Raw genomic sequence first — 18,218 nt, forward strand, 5'->3', positions numbered from 1 at the left:
AGTTTTATTTAATCTAAATAAAGTTAAAAATATTTATTTTTAATTCCATAGTGGTTTTTAAATATTAAAATATACTTAAACAAGATTAATTCTAGGAAGAGTTTTTATTATGTTCAAAAAAGTTCGCGGCTTGTTTTCAAATGATTTATCGATCGATTTAGGTACAGCAAACACACTTATTTATGTAAAAGGACAAGGTATCGTGTTAAACGAACCTTCAGTTGTAGCGATTCGCCAAGATCATCGCACAGGCACTCCAAAAAGTGTTGCTGCTGTTGGGCATGCTGCGAAACAGATGTTAGGCCGAACACCTGGTAATATAGCTGCAATTAGACCGATGAAAGATGGTGTTATTGCTGATTTTTCTGTCACTGAAAGAATGTTACAACATTTCATTCGCCAAGTTCATAGCCATAGTTTTTTAAGACCAAGTCCACGCGTACTTGTTTGTGTTCCTGTAGGTGCTACACAAGTTGAGCGCCGAGCAATTCGTGAGTCAGCACTAGGAGCTGGGGCTCGCGAAGTGTATTTAATTGAAGAGCCAATGGCAGCTGCAATCGGTGCTGATTTACCTGTATCTGCACCAACAGGTTCAATGGTTGTTGATATCGGTGGTGGAACGACAGAAGTTGCTGTTATTTCATTAAATGGTGTTGTTTATTCTGCTTCTGCACGGATTGGTGGTGATAGGTTTGATGAGGCTATTATTAATTATGTTCGTCGCAATTATGGTGCATTAATTGGTGAAGCAACTGCTGAAAAAATCAAACATTTTATTGGTAGCGCTTATCCAGGTGATGAAGTACTAGAAATTGAAGTTCGTGGGCGTAATCTTGCTGAAGGTGTTCCTCGTAGCTTCACTTTAAACTCTAACGAAATTTTAGAAGCGTTGCAAGAACCATTAAGTGGTATTGTAAGTGCCGTTAAAGTAGCCTTAGAACAGTGTCCTCCTGAGCTTGCTTCTGATATTTCAGAGCATGGTATGGTTTTAACTGGTGGTGGAGCCTTGTTACGTAATATTGATAAATTATTATCAGCTGAAACTGGTATTCATGTAGTTGTGGCTGAAGATCCACTAACGTGTGTTGCAAGAGGAGGGGGTAAAGCTCTAGATATGGTAGACATGCATGGTGGTGATCTCTTTAGTGAAGAGTAATGGTAATTTCATTATTAATTAATTTCATATTTATGAGAAAATTATTACGTATACACCTCATATTTTCTTCCGCCGACAATCGTGTCGGCGGAATCTTATCTTGAAATAATTAAACCTTGAGAATAAAACAGGCAAGTACAGGACAATGAAATTACTTTTTTCTAAACGTTCACCTCTCAGTGTACAATTATTTACTTCTTTGGCGTTAGCCTTAACGCTAATTGTGTTAGATATTCATTATCGCCCATTTAAAGAAATTCGTTACTATTTAGATACGATCATTTCTCCGCTTTATCAGATTTCAAATTTTCCAAGGTCATCATTTGATTCTCTTTACGAAATGTCAAAGACGCGAGAAACTTTAATCAGTGAAAATACAACATTGCATGCAGAATTATTGCAACAAAAAAACGATTTATTATTGCTTGAGCACTTAAAACATGAAAACGGTAGACTTCGCCAATTACTCGGTTCCCCATTAAGACATGATGAACATAAAATGGCCGCGCAAGTATTACTAGCAGATACTGATCCTTATGTTTATCAATTTGTTTTAAATAAAGGTAAGCAAGATGGTGTTTATGTTGGTCAACCGGTTGTTGATGAAAAAGGTATCGTAGGACAAATTTATGAAACTGCGCAATCAACAAGTCGTGCAATTTTAGTGTGTGATTATCAACATGCAATACCAGTACAAGTGCTAAGAAACGATATAAGTATGGTTGCAGTGGGTAATGGGTGTAGTAATGATTTAACATTAGAATTTTTATCTAATAATGTTGATATAAAAGTTGGCGATGTTTTAGTGACTTCTGGACTTGATGGACGTTTTCCTGAAGGATATCCAGTTGCAGTAGTGAGCTCAGTAAAACTTGATATTACTGATTCAACCCCTATTATTTCTGCAACACCAACAGCCGATTTGAAACGTTTGCGTTATCTATTGTTATTGTGGGGAAATGAAGGAGCAAAATATGAAGGCTCGTAATCGAATATTTATTATTTGGATAACGCTATTGATTGGCTTATGTTTGCAAATTATTCCTTGGTCATCATATAGTATATTTAAACCACATATGCTGATGCTTATTTTGGTTTATTGGTTAATTGCACTTCCTCATCGGGTTGGGATTGGCACTGCTTTTGTGTTTGGTGCTTTGATCGATCTATGTACTGGTTCAATTTTGGGGATCCATGCTTTTATTTATTCATTTATTGCTTATTTACTAGTTTTTAAATTCCAATTGATACGTAATTTAGCTTTATGGCAACAGTCATTTGTCATCTTTGCGGTTTCGGTGTGTTATAATTTACTTGTATTTTTATTTCAAGTTAGTATTTATCATACTATAACGATATCGCCATTAATTTTACTATCTAGCTGTATTGATGGCTTCTTATGGATTGTCATTTATTTATTTTTACGACTAGTAAGACGGAGCTTTGCTATAAACTAAAAGAGAATCTTATGTCTGTTGAATTATTAATGAATGTGACGCCATCTGAAACACGGGTTGCTTATATTGAAGATGGTGTATTGCAAGAAATCCATGTTGATCGTGAATCTAGACGTGGTATTGTTGGAAATATCTATAAAGGTAAAGTGATCCGTATTTTGCCCGGTATGCAGGCTGCTTTTGTTGATATCGGTCTTGAAAAAGCGGCTTTTTTGCATGCGTCAGATATTATGCCTCATACTGAGTGTGTGTCTGATACTGAACAAGAGCAATTTCAAGTAAAAGATATTTCTGAACTTGTTCGTCAAGGACAGGATATAATGGTACAAGTAGTTAAAGATCCACTGGGAACTAAAGGCGCAAGGCTTACAACCGATATTACTTTACCATCACGTTATTTAGTCTTAATGACAGGACCTAATTCTGCACATGTAGCAACTTCACAACGCATAGAAAGTGAACAAGAACGTGAAAGGCTTAAAAAAATTGTCGAGCAATATGTGACTGAAGAAGGCGGATTTATCGTTAGAACGGCCGCAGAAGGTGCAAATGCACATGAGTTAGAGCAAGATGCTAATTTTTTACAACGACTTTGGGCTAAAATTCAACAGCGTATGGCTCGTCCAGTAAGTAAAAATCTAGTTTATGGGGAGTTGGCATTATCACAACGAGTGTTACGTGATTTTGTTGGTGAGCCGATTGAGCGAATTTTGGTTGATTCAAAATTAACCTATGATCTATTGGTTGAGTTTACGCAAGAGTTTATGCCAGAAGTGACCAGTAAATTATCACATTATCGCGGTAGTATACCGATTTTCGATCTTTATGATACCGAAAATGAGATTCAAAGAGCATTAGATCGTAAAGTTAAATTGAAGTCAGGTGGATATTTAATTATTGATCAAACCGAGGCAATGACAACAATTGATATCAATACTGGTGCATTTGTTGGTCATCGCAATTTAGAAGAAACGATTTTTAATACTAATATTGAGGCAACAATAGCGATTGCACGTCAGTTACGATTACGTAATTTAGGTGGCATTATTATTATTGACTTTATTGATATGCAAGAAAACCTGCACCGTGAAAGGGTATTAAAATCGCTCCAAGATTCTTTATCTAAAGATAGAGCAAGAACTACCGTTAATTTATTCTCACCTTTAGGTTTGGTCGAAATGACACGTAAACGAACACGCGAAAGCATAGGGCATATTTTGTGCGAAGAATGTCCAGCATGTAAAGGGCGTGGTATGGTCAAATCAGTCGAAACTGTTTGTAATGAAATTTTACGTGAGATAGTTCGTATCTATAAAGCACATCACTCAGAATACTTTTTGGTTTATGCATCAGCCTCTGTGGCTAATGCTTTAACTCATGATGAATCTCATGCTTTAGCTGAAGTTGAGTTGTTTGTAGGTAAACGTGTTGAAGTAAAAGTTGAACCACTTTATATTCAAGAACAATACGATGTTGTATTAATGTAAAAACAATATCTTGTAAAAAAGTTTCAGGAAACTATACTTTTGAGTATAAAAATGATGAAAGTTAACTAGTTGTTACGATTGAATCTTTATAATCGATTATCAAAAAAGCTTTCATCCACAATTAGAATTTAAGGAATTTATGATACTAACTCAAGTGAGTGAACGACTACTCAATCCCAACAATCTAAGCCAACAAGATCTTTTGCATTTACTTGATATGCTCAGCTCAAGGAAAATTGATTTTGGTGATTTGTATTTTTTGTCTGGCTATTATGAAAACTGGTTACTTGAAGATGGTATTATAAAAAATGCCTCATTTCACCGTGACCAAGGTGTTGGCGTTAGAGCAGTTGTTGGTGAAAAAACCGGATTTGCTTATACTGATCAACTTTCATTAGCGCGGTTAGAACAAAGTATATTAGCAGCAAACTCAATAACAAAAACACAAATGCCCATTGAAGTAACTCCATTTAAATCAGTCCAAACAGTACCCATATACCCATCAATAAATCCAATCAATTTGTTTTCTCAAGAACAAAAAATTGCTTTATTGCGACAAGTTGATCAATTAGCTCGATCGATAGATCCTAGAATAGTTGAAGTTTCAGCCAGTTTAACCGGAAGTTATGAAGATATTTTAATCGTAGCAACAGATGGTACATTATGCGCTGATATTCGTCCTTTAGTACGTCTATCCATTTCAGTTTTAGTTGAAAAAGATGGTAAACGCGAACGTGGCAGTAGTGGTGGCGGTGGGCGATTTGGCTATGAATATTTCTTAACCACCAACCCAAAAACATCAGAAAGTTATGCTGACAGCTATGTCCGAGAAGCCGTTCGCCAAGCACTTATTTCCCTTTCGGCTAAAGCCGCACCGGCAGGAACAATGCCTGTTGTTTTAGGTGCAGGTTGGCCTGGTGTATTGTTACATGAGGCAGTAGGCCATGGTTTAGAAGGTGATTTTAACCGTAAAAATAGTTCAGTTTTTTCTGGAAAAATTGGTGAACAAGTCACTTCAGAAGTTTGTACTATTGTTGATGATGGTACAATTGAGAATCGCCGTGGCTCACTATCTATTGATGATGAAGGAACTCCAAGCCAAAAAACAGTGCTTATTGAAAATGGTATTTTAAAAGGTTATATGTTTGATAAACTCAACGCAAAATTGATGAATACGTATTCGACCGGTAATGGTCGTCGTGAAGGATATGCTTACTTACCTATGCCAAGAATGACTAATACTTATATGTTAGCAGGAAAATCCTCTTTTGATGATATTATTAGTAGCGTTGATTATGGCCTTTATGCTCCTAATTTTTCAGGTGGACAAGTAGATATCACCTCTGGTAAGTTTGTTTTTTCAACTTCAGAAGCTTACTTGATTGAAAAGGGTAAAATAACAACACCGGTTAAAGGTGCAACGTTAATTGGTTCAGGTATTGAAACGATGCAGCAAATATCTATGGTAGGTAATGATCTAGCATTAGATCCCGGTATAGGTGTTTGTGGCAAAGCAGGACAGAGTGTATCTGTCGGGGTTGGACAACCCACTTTAAAAGTAGATAATTTAACCGTTGGTGGTACCATTAACCACTAATAATACTTTAATGGGATTTAAAAATAGATGGAAACAATAATTACACTTTATCATGCGTTTGTTAACATGGATATTGCAACGCTGTCAAATCCTAATGTGCTATGGACACTATATGGGATGTTGTTTGTCATTATTCTTTTAGAAAATGGCGTTTTACCAGCGGCTTTTTTACCTGGAGATAGTCTATTATTCTTAACTGGTGTGTTAATTAGCCAAAATGTATTTCATTTTGGTTTAATTAATTTTATTTTAATTTTTGGCGCTGCTTTAGGTACTTGGTTAGGTTATGCCCAAGGACTTTGGCTTGGTAATACTAAGCTTGTCCAAGGTTGGATGGCGCATATACCTGAAAAGTATCATCATAAATCGGAAGTATTATTCCATAAGTATGGATTACAAGCGCTATTTATTGGGCGATTTATTGCTTTTGTTCGTACATTATTACCAATGATGGCTGGATTATCAGGACTACATAGTCGAAAATTCCATATTTATAATATAATCAGTGCTACATTATGGATTTTCTTGATTGTAACATTAGGTTATTTATTTGGATTATCACCAATTTTCAAAGAATATGAAAAGCAAATTATGTCTCTGTTAATGCTAATACCTGTTTTATTATTAGTTTTGGGATTGGTTTTTTCAATTTTTCTTGCAGTTAAGCGCTCTTTAAGTAATAAAAAGTAATCTAAAATTGGATTAAACAATAACAATAACAATAACAAGAAGTAGAAAGTGAAATTAACCGATAAGCCGGGTTCTGTCGTGGACAATCATTCCTCTAGGCTAATACTCACGCATTAGCTCAAGCAGTCTACCCGGATTCAACGCGGGCCACGCCAATGAATCCCTATTTGACCTTGCTCCGAGTGGAGTTTACCGTGCCACAACTGTTACCAGTTGCGCGGTGTGCTCTTACCACACCCTTTCACCCTTACCTGATCTTATAAAATAAGCCATCGGCGGTTTGCTTTCTGTTGCACTAGTCGTGAATTTTAGCTCTCGCCAAAACTCCCCAGGCGTTACCTGGCACTCTGCCCTATGGAGCCCGGACTTTCCTCCCCTTTGTTTCTTTATTTATAAAAACAACAAAGCAGCGATTGTCTGGTTAATTTCGATGATGAGTATAACCTAATGTGCAATTTTGTCCAGAACTGTCTTATCTATAGAAGATAGGTGAGTGAAGTTTAAACCTTTGTAAGGTAATGTAACTGAATAGAATTGAAACATCAAATTTATAGCACATCTTATTAGTGATGAGCTATAAAAACAGAATTTATTACCATTTTTTTTGTCTTTGGTTTTCATCATAATTGAACCAAGTTCCTACTCTTTTAGGCATAATAATATCAGGCTTTCCTTCAATGATGTCGTATTGAGTTTCACTACTATTAAGAATTGTTTAGTTTGTTGGTTCACCGAATATAGATAAAATTGGGGATTCAGTTGTCGAACTTTTGACGATATTACTTACTTTTTCTTTACTTAAAGGCATTCCATATTCTACAAAGTTTTTTTGTGAACAACTTGATAATATTATGATTGAAAATAATGAGATAAAGTATTTTATTATATTTTTCATTACACTTTTATTTAAGTGTTTGATTTTTAATTTATAATTTACAGCTTCAGCATATATTGGTCAACGTTTAAAATGAGCAAAAATTTTATATTTTTAGAAAAATTAATTAATATTCAATTAGATCATAACTAAGATAGAAACATGGAAACACAATTTATGTTTCTATATGTTTCCATATTTTCTTTAATGTTGTTAGGATTCATTTTTTATCTACAGGCTATTTTAAAATTTATTCTTTGCTCTGCCGTAGAACACGCTTTATTGGTTGCTTTGTTTTCGAATCGATATAACGACTAGGCCAAATTTGGTGAGGTTCTAAATTTAGTGCTTTGGCTATAATAATCTCTCCTTTCGTCCAGGGGCGAACTAATGCATTACTAAGTGTTGATGAACTTAAACCCGATTGGCGAGATAGATTGGCAAGTGTTGTACCCTTCTTTTTCAGGGCAGCTATAATGTCTGCAGGATGCCAATCATTAAACTTTATTTTCATTTTTTATTTCCTCCTAGTTTATAACCTTATATATCTATGTTATGCTCTAAAGTTACTAAAACAAGTAAGTTTTGAGTTGAACTTAAATTATCAATAATAAAATGTTTCTTATTTATTGTATCAAAATTTCTTTAATTTCTATAATTTTTTCTTAATTGTGTTAAAATGGGATAGTAAAAAATGAAAGAGTGGTTCTCATCAAAAGAGCTATCAAGTGTTGCAGGGATGCCGTCAACGATACAAGGTGTTAATCGTAAAGCAAGAACTGAAAATTGGACAGCTCGAAAAAGAACAGGTGTTCGAGGTAAAGCCTTAGAATATCATATTGGTAGCTTACCACTTAACGTCAAAAAAGCACTATATAGTGAAGAAGAAAGTGCTAACTATATTATTTCGCCGATCGAACCTTTACAACTTTGGATCACCGCATTTAAACAGCTATCTGCTGACGAACAATCTATCGTCTCTTCATGGTTGATGCGAAATGGTATTAAAGATTTTATTACTTTTATTAACAAACAGAAAAAAGATGATTAGTGTTATTGTACAAGCTGCGATATACTTTAACGCCCCTGATATTTAGTTACTATGGAATAAACAATGGAAAGTCAGTTTCAATTAACAAATAGTAAAGAGATTATTGCTTATTTAGCTCAACAATTCCCGAATTGCTTTACCCTTGAAGGTGAAGCTAAACCATTAAAAATTGGAATTTTTCAAGATATTCTTTCTTGCTTAGATAATGGTGAAATACTTAGTAAAACCAAACTTCGTGCTGCGCTACGCGCATACACAATGAGTTGGCGCTATTTATATAGTATAAAAGAAGGCATTAATCGTGTTGATTTAGATGGTAATCCTCATGAAGTCATCAACCAAGAGCAGATGGAGTATGCCCAACAACAATTAAAAGAGAGCAAAGAAAAGGCCAAAATGCGTTTTAAAGAACGTGCAAAAGGAAAACGTAAAACTACTCATTCTCCTTTTAAAAAATCTAACACTTTAAAAGTTGGTGATTTTGTTAAAGTTATTGTAGGTAATAAACCTATAAAAGTACAAATTATTAATATTGAAAAAGAACATATTAAGGTAAAGGTTGGTGTCGGTATGGAATTAACGGTTAAACCTGAGCATATTATCAATAAGTAGAGAGTTTGAATGAATAAATTACTGAAAGGTATTACACTTAGCTTTATTTTGAGTATTATTAGTCAAAACGTTCAGGCAAAATCGCATGATCATGGTAAAGAACAAATCCCCGTTTTGAAGCAAGATGAAATTCACCAAGTTGTTGCTAAACGTGTAACTAATTTTTTTACTCAATCACATTATCGTAATTTTGCTTTAGATGGTGCTTTTTCCGCTCAAATTTTTGATCGTTATTTCAAATTATTAGATGGGAATAAATCGATATTTATTCAAAGTGATATTAATAGCTTTCGAGACAGACAAGAGTCATTAGGTCAGGAATTAGTTAATGGTAATTTAAACACGGCTTATGACATTTATAATCGTTTTTTATTAAAACGTTATAATCGTTATCAATATGCTCTTGAAGTTTTACAACGACCGATGGATTTTTCTGATAATGATGAAGTTGATTTCAATCGTGAAGAAATTGCATGGCCGACTTCTGAAACAGAACTCAATGCCTATTGGGATAAACGGGTTAAATATGACGAGCTAAGTTTATCCTTATCAGGAAAAAATGAAAAACAGATCCGTGAAGTATTAACTAAACGTTACAATCGTGTTCTAAAAACGATAATGCAGTCAAACAATGAAGATGCTTTCCAAGTATTTATGAACGCATTTGCAAGAGAAATCGATCCCCATACTAGCTATTTAGCACCACGTAAAAAAAGAGATTTTGATTCTGAAATGAGTTTATCATTTGAAGGGATTGGTGCAACATTAAGCCAACAAGATGATTATACTACAATTATGTCTTTTGTAACGGGTGGACCAGCGGAAAAAAGTAAGCTACTTAGCATCGGGGATAAAATTATTGGTGTAGGTCAAAAAGATTCTGCAATTGAAGATGTTATTGGTTGGCGTTTAGATGATATTGTCGATAAAATACGCGGTCCCAAAGGCACTGTTGTGAAATTAGAAATTTTACCTGCGGGCAATAATAGTAAGACGAAAGTAATTGAACTTACTCGTGATAAAATTCGTTTTGAAGATCGTGAAGCGAAATTAAAGATCGTTGATAATCAGCGTGGTAGAGTAGGCGTTATTGAAATACCTAGTTTCTATATGGGACTAACCGGAAAAGTTGAAAGTCTTTTATTAACAGCAAACAAAGAAAATTTGCAAGGTTTGATTATTGATTTACGCGATAATGGTGGAGGCTCATTAGCTGAAGTTATTACTTTAACCGGTTTGTTTATTGATAATGGACCTGTTGTTCAGGTTCGTGATAATTTACAAAAGGTTATTACTTATAATGACCGAAATAAAGGTATTGAATATACTGGACCACTTGTTGTAATGATTAATCGCTACAGTGCTTCAGCATCAGAAATATTTTCTGCTGCTATGCAAGATTATGGCCGCGCATTAATAGTTGGTGAAACAACTTATGGTAAGGGAACCGTCCAAACTTCTCGTAATATTTCTTATCCAGTTGATGCAAGATTACACCCAAATTGGCCTGAGCTAGGCGGCGCCCAGTACACAATACAAAAGTTCTATCGTATTAATGGCGGTAGTACACAATTAAAAGGTGTTGAACCAGACATTGAAATGAATAAAGTGAAATATGTTGATGAGACGGGGGAACGATTCTTAGATAATGCGTTGCCTTGGGATAAAATTCCTTCGGCTGATTATTTAACTCTTGCCAACATTAAGCCATTGCTACCTGACTTAGAATCACAACATTTGGCTAGAATTTCGAAGAATTCTGAGTTTATCTATATTGATGAAGATATTAAACGATTTAATGATAAAAAAGAACGTCAATATATTGTTTCACTTAATAAGAAAAAGCGAGAATTAGAACAAAAAGCTAATGACAAACGTGATTTAACAAGAATGAATGAACGCTTAAAGAAAGCCGGTTTACCATCAATTACTAAATTAGATGATTTACCTAAAGATTACAAACAACCTGATGCTTACTTAGATGAGTCAATTGAGATACTCCTAGATTTTGCACCTAATTATCCGAAAATTGAAAGCAATAAATCTATTAGTGAAATTATTTCGTTCGACTCACCAATCGAAAAAGCTAACTAATAACAAAATAATTGGAGATAATAATATGTGTTCAGATTTAAAATATGCATTGATCACAACCGTTGGTATACTAGCTATTATAGCTATATTTGGTATTATTGTTTGTATGAATTAAAAAAGCTTGATTAATTATCTTGTGATTATTATAGTATGCAACCTGCTTAACAAAGCAGGTTCTAATAATTAGGTGAGGTGTCCGAGTGGTTGAAGGAGCACGCCTGGAAAGTGTGTATACGGCAACGTATCAAGGGTTCGAATCCCTTCCTCACCGCCATAAATATTTAGTCATAGCAGGAAAGAGCATCTGATTCAATGTTATTGTTAAAATGGCTATCAGAATTACTTTAACAAATCCAATTAAGATTAGCTGCTTAAAATGACAAGTAATACCTTCCTCTCCGCGATCATTTGGAGCCATTATGGAAAACTTACGCACAGTTCAAGACTTTATACGTTGGACAGCATCACAACTTAGTCTATCAGATGTCTTTTTAGGTCATGGTACAGATAATCCTATTGATGAGTCTAAACAATTAATTTTAGCAACGTTAGGATTATCGTTGTTTATTCCTGAAGAATTTTATTCCGCAAATCTAACTAATGATGAAAAAAATCAAATTATTGACATTATTCAAAAGCGAATAAAAGATCGCGTACCAACCCCTTATTTAACTAACCAAGCTTGGTTTTGTGGACATGCTTTTTATGTGGATGAGCGTGTATTAATTCCTCGTTCTCCTATTGGTGAACTCATTGATAACCATTTTGAGCAAATAATATTAACCGAACCTAAAAATATTTTAGATCTATGTACTGGTAGTGGCTGTATAGGGATTGCTTGCGCTTATGAGTTTGCTGATGCTCAAGTTGATATAACTGATATTTCATTAGAAGCATTAGATATCGCCCAAACAAATATTGAGATGCACGAAATGGATTTTCAAGTTACTCCTATTTTGTCAGATCTATTTGATGCTGTGCCTGAAAAACAATACGATCTGATTGTCACTAATCCGCCTTATGTTGATAGTGAAGATATGAGTGATTTGCCAGACGAGTTTTTATATGAACCTAAATTAGCATTAGAAGCGGGCTTTGATGGTTTAGATCTGGTAAAAAAAATTTTACGAGATGCGATAAATTATTTAACACCAGCAGGTGTATTAGTTTGTGAAGTCGGCAATAGTTGGGTTAGCTTACAAGAGCAATATCCCGATGTCCCTTTTAATTGGATAGAATTTGAACGTGGTGGGTTGGGTGTGTTTTCTATCACACGTGAAGAACTGATTCAATATCATTACTGTTTTAAATAAGCTGTTATTAATCATTGGAATAAATTTATTATGGCTGGAAACTCAATCGGAAAATTATTCAAAGTAACCACATTTGGTGAATCGCACGGTATAGCATTAGGGTGTGTTGTCGATGGTGTTCCTCCTGGACTTGCGTTAACCGAATCAGACATGCAAAATGATCTTGATCGTCGTAGACCTGGCTCATCTCGTTATACAACTCAACGCCGAGAAGCAGATCAAGTCAAAATTTTGTCAGGCGTATTTGAAGGTGTTACAACTGGGACGAGTATTGGCTTACTTATTGAAAATACCGATCAACGTTCTCAAGATTATAGTAAAATTAAAGATATCTTCAGACCAAGCCATGCAGATTACACTTATCAAAATAAATATGGCATACGCGATTATCGCGGTGGCGGTCGCTCCTCTGCTCGTGAAACGGCTATGAGAGTTGCTGCCGGCGCTATTGCAAAAAAATATCTACAAGAAAAGTTTGGCATTACTATTCGTGGTTATTTGGCTCAGATGGGTGATGTAAAATGTGAATTGAAAGACTGGCAACAAGTTGAACACAATCCATTTTTTTGCGCAGATGAGAGTAAATTAGATGCACTTGAACAGCTGCTTCGGTCATTAAAAAAAGAGGGTGACTCAATAGGTGCGAAAGTTTGCATTGTTGCTGAAAATATTCCAGTAGGACTTGGCGAACCTGTATTTGATAAACTAGATGCTGATCTTGCGCATGCACTAATGAGTATTAATGCCGTGAAAGGTGTAGAAATTGGCGATGGTTTTGCTGTTGTGAATAAACGTGGTAGCGAAAATCGTGATGAAATAACACCTAAAGGCTTTTTATCTAATCATGCCGGTGGGATTTTAGGTGGTATTAGTTCAGGACAAACCATATCAGCTAGTATAGCTCTTAAACCCACGCCTAGTATAGAAATTCCAGGTCAATCAGTTAATATTTCTGGTGAAAGTGTTGACGTATCTACACATGGTCGACATGATCCATGTGTTGGCATTCGAGCTGTACCAATTGCAGAAGCAATGGTTGCTATCGTGCTGATGGATCACTACCTTCGTTATCGAGCTCAATGTGGTGATGTAAATAAATTATGAGTTATGATCTGCTTATTTTACTTTTTCTGATTGCTGCTTTGGCTGGTTTTATTGATTCTATTGCTGGCGGAGGTGGTTTATTAACTGTCCCTGCATTACTTGCTGTTGGACTGCCACCAGCTAGTGCATTGGCAACCAATAAATTGCAAAGTTGCGGTGGTTCGTTTTCTGCTAGCCTATATTTTATCCGGCAGCATATGGTGGATTTAAAACAACAAAAATGGGCAATCGTTTTTGCTTTTGTTGGTTCAGCAATTGGTACATTATCTGTGATGCGTATCCAAGCTGATTTTTTAAAATTATTATTACCTATTTTAACTATTAGTGTCGGACTCTATTTTTTACTTTCTCCAACTATTGGAGAAAACGACCGTAACAGTCGCCTTTCACTTATTCAATTCGCATTAATTCCTGCCTTTGGTATAGGTTTTTATGATGGCTTTTTTGGCCCTGGTGCAGGTTCATTTTATGCGTTAGCTTATATCACGTTAGCCGGTTTTAATTTAACAAAAGCGACTGCACATACCAAAGTACTAAACTTCACCTCAAATTTGGCCGGCTTGCTGTTTTTTATTATAGGGGGAGAAGTAATCTGGTCAATTGGGTTGGTTATGCTAGTTGGTCAATTTATAGGAGCAAGGCTTGGTGCTAAAATGGTCATTGCCAAAGGTCGTAAATTAATTCGACCAATGTTAATTACAGTTTCGACTCTTATGAGTATAAAATTAATTTACGAAAACTTTTTTAATTGCTTATAAGTTAAATAATTCACATTTTTCTCTACCTAAAATATCTAAAGTAATTTTATTATCAATTCTACTGCTTCTCATTTTTACTTTTCATAATTCATTTATATTAAAATTTTTGTCAAAAACTTTCAGGTAACTATATGTTTGAGTATAAAATAGCAACAAGTATTTACTTCACTTAAATATTATTTAGTATATATTTGTGTTATGTATGATAGTTTGTGTTAACACGTCCCAATATTATGAAACTTCAACAATTACGCTATATTTTAGAAATAGCACGTTCGGGCTCAATAAATGAAGCCGCTAAGAATTTATATATTACTCAGCCAAGCTTATCAACGGCGGTGAAAGATCTAGAAACTGAATTTGGTATTGAGATTTTTGTGCGCAGTTCTAAAGGGGTTTCACTTTCACCTGATGGCGTTGAGTTTTTAGGTTATGCCAAACAAGTTTTAGATCAAGCTGAGCTATTGGAACAGCGCTACTCCAAGAAAGAACCCTCTAAGCAGCTATGCAGCATATCTACTCAACATTATGCTTTTGCGGTTAATGCTTTTGTTAATTTAATTAAAAAGAATCAAACAGATGAGTATGAGTTTACGCTTAGGGAAACAAAAACACATGATATTATCACCGATGTTGCTAATTTACGTAGTGAAGTTGGTATTTTGTATTTGAATGATTTTAATCAAAAAGTGATTTTACGGTTACTCAAAGAACATAGATTAACCTTTAATCCACTTTTTGAAGCTGATCCTCATGTATTTATTAGTACTCATCATCCATTATCATCCATGAAGTTATTAACTTTAGATGACTTAGAAAATTATCCTTATCTATCTTTTGAACAGGGCGAATATAACTCATTTTATTTTTCCGAAGAAATTTTAAGCACGGTTTATCATAAAAAGAGTATACACGTTAGTGATAGAGCAACCTTATTTAACCTATTGCACGGGCTTAATGGTTATACCATTAGTACAGGGGTTTTAAGTGCTGACTTAAACGGATCTGATATTCTATCAATACCGTTAGATGTACAAGAAAAAATCCTAATAGGCTGGATCACATCACAAAAGGCTCAACTAAGCTTGTCGGCTCAAAATTATATTGAGGCACTAAAAAAACTTATTCAAGAAGAGTATGGTTTTGAACTCAAATAAAGCCTATTGTTAACAAATAAATCAAATTGCTATTTTTATAAATTTCAGTATAATTGTCCGGTTCATATATGTATGCTATGAATACTCAAGAGTGTCTGAATTAGAGATCGGTCGCTCTATATTTAATGCTAATTTTAAGAGGTTTATTATGTCTCTAACTGTAGAAACTAAAGCGAAAATCGTTGCTGAATATGGTCGTGGTACTAACGATACAGGTTCAACTGAAGTTCAAGTTGCTCTTTTAACTGCACGAATTAATGATTTACAAGGTCATTTTTCTGAGCATAAAAAAGATCACCATAGTCGTCGTGGATTATTACGTATGGTATCTAGTCGTCGTAAATTATTAGATTATTTACGTCGTAAAGATATTGAACGTTATAACCAACTGATTAAAAAACTAGGTTTACGTCGCTAATTATTATCTACTTGAAAAGAGGCTTAGGCCTCTTTTTCGTTGTGAAAAATCGATGCTCTGATATAATATTGAGCGTTAAAAATTATTATTTTATGTAAGCCAACAAAGTAAAGATTATATCTCATGTTTCGCGCGACTAATGAGAACTCTATAATTTATAGATTTGTCATTAGTCGTGACAGTGAAATAATCTTTTTGTTGTTGTATATATCCCCACATTGTTGAAGAGAATATCAATAAGCGTAACGTAATGTTGCGTCCTGTCGAAATATCAAACTTCAACATAACAAATAACAAGAGGACATTATTTTGTTTAATCCGACATGTCAAAAATTTCAATATGGTCGTCATACAGTGACTTTAGAAACTGGTATTATGGCTCGTCAAGCAACCGCAGCAGTTATGGTTAATATGGATGATACGGCTGTATTTGTCACGGTTGTTGCAAATAAAAAAGTAAAAGAAGGTCAATACTTCTTCCCATTGACAGTTAATTACCAAGAACGTACCTATGCTGCAGGGCGTATTCCTGGTGGATTTTTTAAACGTGAAGGTCGTCCAAGTGAAGGTGAAACTCTAATTGCACGTTTAATCGACCGCCCGCTTCGTCCATTATTTCCTGAAGGATTTGTTAATGAAATCCAAATTATTGCAACCGTTGTTTCGGTTAATCCCGAGGTGAGCCCTGACCTAGTTGCAATGATTGGTGCTTCTGCTGCACTTTGCTTATCTGGTGTTCCATTCCACGGCCCTATTGGTGCTGCACGTGTTGGCTTTATTAATGATGAATTTGTATTAAATCCATCAGTAAAAGAGCTTGCAGCCAGTCGTCTAGATTTAGTTGTTGCGGGCACAAAAAGTGCAGTATTAATGGTTGAATCTGAAGCTGATTTACTCACTGAAGATCAAATGTTAGCAGCGGTAGTATTTGGTCATGAACAACAACAAGTTGTTATTGATAATATTAACGAATTTGTAGAAAAAGCCAATTGTGAAAAATGGGATTGGGTAGCACCGGCTAAAAATGAAGTGCTATATAACGCCATTGTTGAACTAGCTAAAGATCGTTTGGGCGAAGCTTATCGTATTACTGAAAAACAAGCACGTTATGAACAAATTGATTTAATCAAAGAAGAAGTTTTAGCCAAGCTAAAAGAACAAAATGAAGAGCTTGATGAAAACGAAGTGATTAATATTATTGTTGATTTAGAAAGCCAAATTGTTCGTCAGCGTGTTATTGCCGGTGAACCACGGATTGATGGTCGTGAAAAAGATATGATTCGTGCACTTGATATCCGTACTAATGTTTTACCAAGAACACATGGTAGCGCATTGTTTACTCGAGGCGAAACTCAGGCACTAGTTACTGCAACATTAGGTACAGAGCGTGACGCACAAATCATTGATGAGTTAACTGGTGAATATACTGAGCGGTTCTTACTTCATTACAATTTTCCTCCATACTCTGTTGGCGAAACAGGCATGGTTGGCTCACCAAAACGCCGAGAAATTGGTCATGGTCGCCTAGCTAAACGAGGTGTTGCGGCTGTAATGCCAAGCCGTGAAGAATTTCCATATACTGTTCGAGTAGTGTCTGAAATTACTGAGTCAAATGGTTCATCTTCAATGGCTTCTGTTTGTGGTGCTTCACTTGCGCTTATGGATGCAGGGGTACCAATCAAATCATCTGTTGCTGGTATTGCAATGGGATTAGTAAAAGAAGGTGATCAGTTTGTCGTATTATCCGATATTCTTGGTGACGAAGACCATCTTGGTGATATGGACTTTAAAGTAGCAGGTACACGCGAAGGTGTTAGTGCATTGCAAATGGATATCAAAATTGAAGGTATCACTAAAGAAATTATGCAAGTAGCACTTAATCAAGCTAAAGGTGCTCGTTTACACATTTTAGGTGTAATGGAACAAGCAATTAATAAGCCTCGCCAAGAAATTTCAGAATTTGCACCACGTATTTATACAATGAATGTAAATCCTGACAAAATTCGCGATATTATCGGTAAAGGTGGCGCAACAATTCGGGCTTTAACCGAAGAAACAGGAACAACTATTGAAATCACTGATGATGGTACTGTTAAGATTGCAGCTTCAGATGGCAATAAAGCCAAAGATGCTATGGCACGTATTACTAACTTAGTTGCTGATGTCGAAATTGGTAAAATTTATACAGGTAAAGTGACAAGAATCGTTGATTTTGGTGCTTTTGTGTCGGTTATTGGTGGTAAAGAAGGACTTGTTCATGTGTCCCAAATTGCCGATCATCGAGTTGAAAAAGTGGCTGACTACTTAAAAGTAGGTCAAGAAGTGAATGTTAAAGTACTAGAAATTGATCGCCAAGGTAGAATCCGTTTGAGCATGAAAGATGCTGTTGAGTCAACATCTGCATCAGAAACAGAACCAAGCGCAGAATAAAAATATTATTCACTAGGGGA

At 35.2% G+C, this 18,218-nt stretch carries 17 protein-coding genes, 1 tRNA gene and 1 other RNA gene; 17 read left to right on the forward strand and 2 right to left on the reverse strand.

The window, feature by feature from the left end; genetic code table 11:
• Positions 1-109 precede the first annotated feature (109 nt).
• The 6 genes from GQ590_RS02275 (at position 110) to GQ590_RS02300 (ending at position 6,387) form a co-directional block, all read left to right on the forward strand.
• Positions 110-1,156 (forward strand): rod shape-determining protein, encoded by a 1,047-nt coding sequence (locus GQ590_RS02275; RefSeq protein ID WP_160406112.1) that lies wholly within the window; start codon positions 110-112, stop codon positions 1,154-1,156.
• Positions 1,157-1,301: 145 nt separating this feature from the next.
• Positions 1,302-2,144 (forward strand): rod shape-determining protein MreC, encoded by an 843-nt coding sequence (mreC, locus tag GQ590_RS02280; protein ID WP_160406111.1) that lies wholly within the window; start codon positions 1,302-1,304, stop codon positions 2,142-2,144.
• Positions 2,131-2,613 carry a rod shape-determining protein MreD gene (gene mreD / locus GQ590_RS02285; protein ID WP_160406110.1) on the forward strand — a complete coding sequence of 161 codons (483 nt, stop codon included), beginning with the start codon at positions 2,131-2,133 and terminating at the stop codon, positions 2,611-2,613. Before mreC ends, mreD begins: the two co-directional genes overlap by 14 nt.
• Before the next feature lie 11 nt (positions 2,614-2,624).
• Positions 2,625-4,100 carry a ribonuclease G gene (gene rng, locus GQ590_RS02290; RefSeq protein ID WP_160406109.1) on the forward strand — a complete coding sequence of 492 codons (1,476 nt, stop codon included), beginning with the start codon at positions 2,625-2,627 and terminating at the stop codon, positions 4,098-4,100.
• A 139-nt stretch (positions 4,101-4,239) separates the two neighbouring features.
• A complete protein-coding gene (tldD, locus tag GQ590_RS02295; protein ID WP_160406108.1) occupies positions 4,240-5,697 on the forward strand; it encodes a metalloprotease TldD in 1,458 nt (485 codons plus the stop codon).
• Positions 5,698-5,724: 27 nt separating this feature from the next.
• Positions 5,725-6,387, forward strand: coding sequence for a DedA family protein (locus GQ590_RS02300; protein ID WP_160406107.1), 663 nt, complete (start codon positions 5,725-5,727; stop codon positions 6,385-6,387).
• 46 nt (positions 6,388-6,433) lie between these two features.
• On the opposite strand, the gene rnpB is transcribed toward GQ590_RS02300, so the two are convergent.
• Together rnpB and GQ590_RS02310 are read right to left on the reverse strand one after the other, a co-directional pair.
• An RNA gene (rnpB, locus tag GQ590_RS02305) (RNase P RNA component class A) lies at positions 6,434-6,816 on the reverse strand.
• Between the two features lie 695 nt (positions 6,817-7,511).
• Complete coding sequence (locus GQ590_RS02310) at positions 7,512-7,775, reverse strand: helix-turn-helix transcriptional regulator (protein ID WP_160406106.1); 264 nt, start codon at positions 7,773-7,775, stop codon at positions 7,512-7,514.
• A gap of 180 nt (positions 7,776-7,955) precedes the next feature.
• Here GQ590_RS02310 and GQ590_RS02315 point away from each other — a divergent pair, with 180 nt between their 5' ends.
• The 11 genes from GQ590_RS02315 (at position 7,956) to pnp (ending at position 18,198) form a co-directional block, all read left to right on the forward strand.
• Complete coding sequence (locus GQ590_RS02315) at positions 7,956-8,312, forward strand: DNA-binding protein (RefSeq protein ID WP_160406105.1); 357 nt, start codon at positions 7,956-7,958, stop codon at positions 8,310-8,312.
• Positions 8,313-8,375: 63 nt separating this feature from the next.
• On the forward strand, positions 8,376-8,924 hold the full coding sequence (gene proQ / locus GQ590_RS02320; RefSeq protein ID WP_160406104.1) for an RNA chaperone ProQ: 549 nt from the start codon (positions 8,376-8,378) through the stop codon (positions 8,922-8,924).
• A 9-nt stretch (positions 8,925-8,933) separates the two neighbouring features.
• Positions 8,934-11,018, forward strand: coding sequence for a carboxy terminal-processing peptidase (prc, locus tag GQ590_RS02325; protein WP_160406103.1), 2,085 nt, complete (start codon positions 8,934-8,936; stop codon positions 11,016-11,018).
• Between the two features lie 25 nt (positions 11,019-11,043).
• Positions 11,044-11,133, forward strand: a complete 90-nt coding sequence (locus tag GQ590_RS12820; RefSeq protein ID WP_160406102.1) for a YnhF family membrane protein — start codon at positions 11,044-11,046, stop codon at positions 11,131-11,133.
• 71 nt (positions 11,134-11,204) lie between these two features.
• A tRNA-Ser gene (locus GQ590_RS02335) sits at positions 11,205-11,292 on the forward strand.
• A gap of 145 nt (positions 11,293-11,437) precedes the next feature.
• Positions 11,438-12,331, forward strand: coding sequence for a 50S ribosomal protein L3 N(5)-glutamine methyltransferase (prmB, locus tag GQ590_RS02340; RefSeq protein WP_160406101.1), 894 nt, complete (start codon positions 11,438-11,440; stop codon positions 12,329-12,331).
• A 30-nt stretch (positions 12,332-12,361) separates the two neighbouring features.
• Complete coding sequence (aroC, locus tag GQ590_RS02345) at positions 12,362-13,435, forward strand: chorismate synthase (protein WP_160406100.1); 1,074 nt, start codon at positions 12,362-12,364, stop codon at positions 13,433-13,435.
• The gene (locus tag GQ590_RS02350; RefSeq protein WP_065560644.1) at positions 13,432-14,193 is read left to right on the forward strand and encodes a TSUP family transporter; all 762 of its coding nucleotides are present in this window, start codon (positions 13,432-13,434) and stop codon (positions 14,191-14,193) included. The genes aroC and GQ590_RS02350 overlap by 4 nt, the downstream gene beginning before the upstream one ends.
• 233 nt (positions 14,194-14,426) lie before the next feature.
• Positions 14,427-15,350, forward strand: coding sequence for a LysR family transcriptional regulator (locus tag GQ590_RS02355; RefSeq protein WP_160406099.1), 924 nt, complete (start codon positions 14,427-14,429; stop codon positions 15,348-15,350).
• Positions 15,351-15,498: 148 nt separating this feature from the next.
• Positions 15,499-15,768 carry a 30S ribosomal protein S15 gene (gene rpsO / locus GQ590_RS02360; RefSeq protein ID WP_085164450.1) on the forward strand — a complete coding sequence of 90 codons (270 nt, stop codon included), beginning with the start codon at positions 15,499-15,501 and terminating at the stop codon, positions 15,766-15,768.
• A gap of 309 nt (positions 15,769-16,077) precedes the next feature.
• Positions 16,078-18,198 carry a polyribonucleotide nucleotidyltransferase gene (pnp, locus tag GQ590_RS02365; protein WP_160406098.1) on the forward strand — a complete coding sequence of 707 codons (2,121 nt, stop codon included), beginning with the start codon at positions 16,078-16,080 and terminating at the stop codon, positions 18,196-18,198.
• The last annotated feature ends 20 nt before the right edge of the window (positions 18,199-18,218 follow it).

The sequence above is a fragment of the Gilliamella sp. Lep-s35 genome (assembly GCF_009795845.1).
Classification (GTDB): domain Bacteria; phylum Pseudomonadota; class Gammaproteobacteria; order Enterobacterales; family Orbaceae; genus Gilliamella.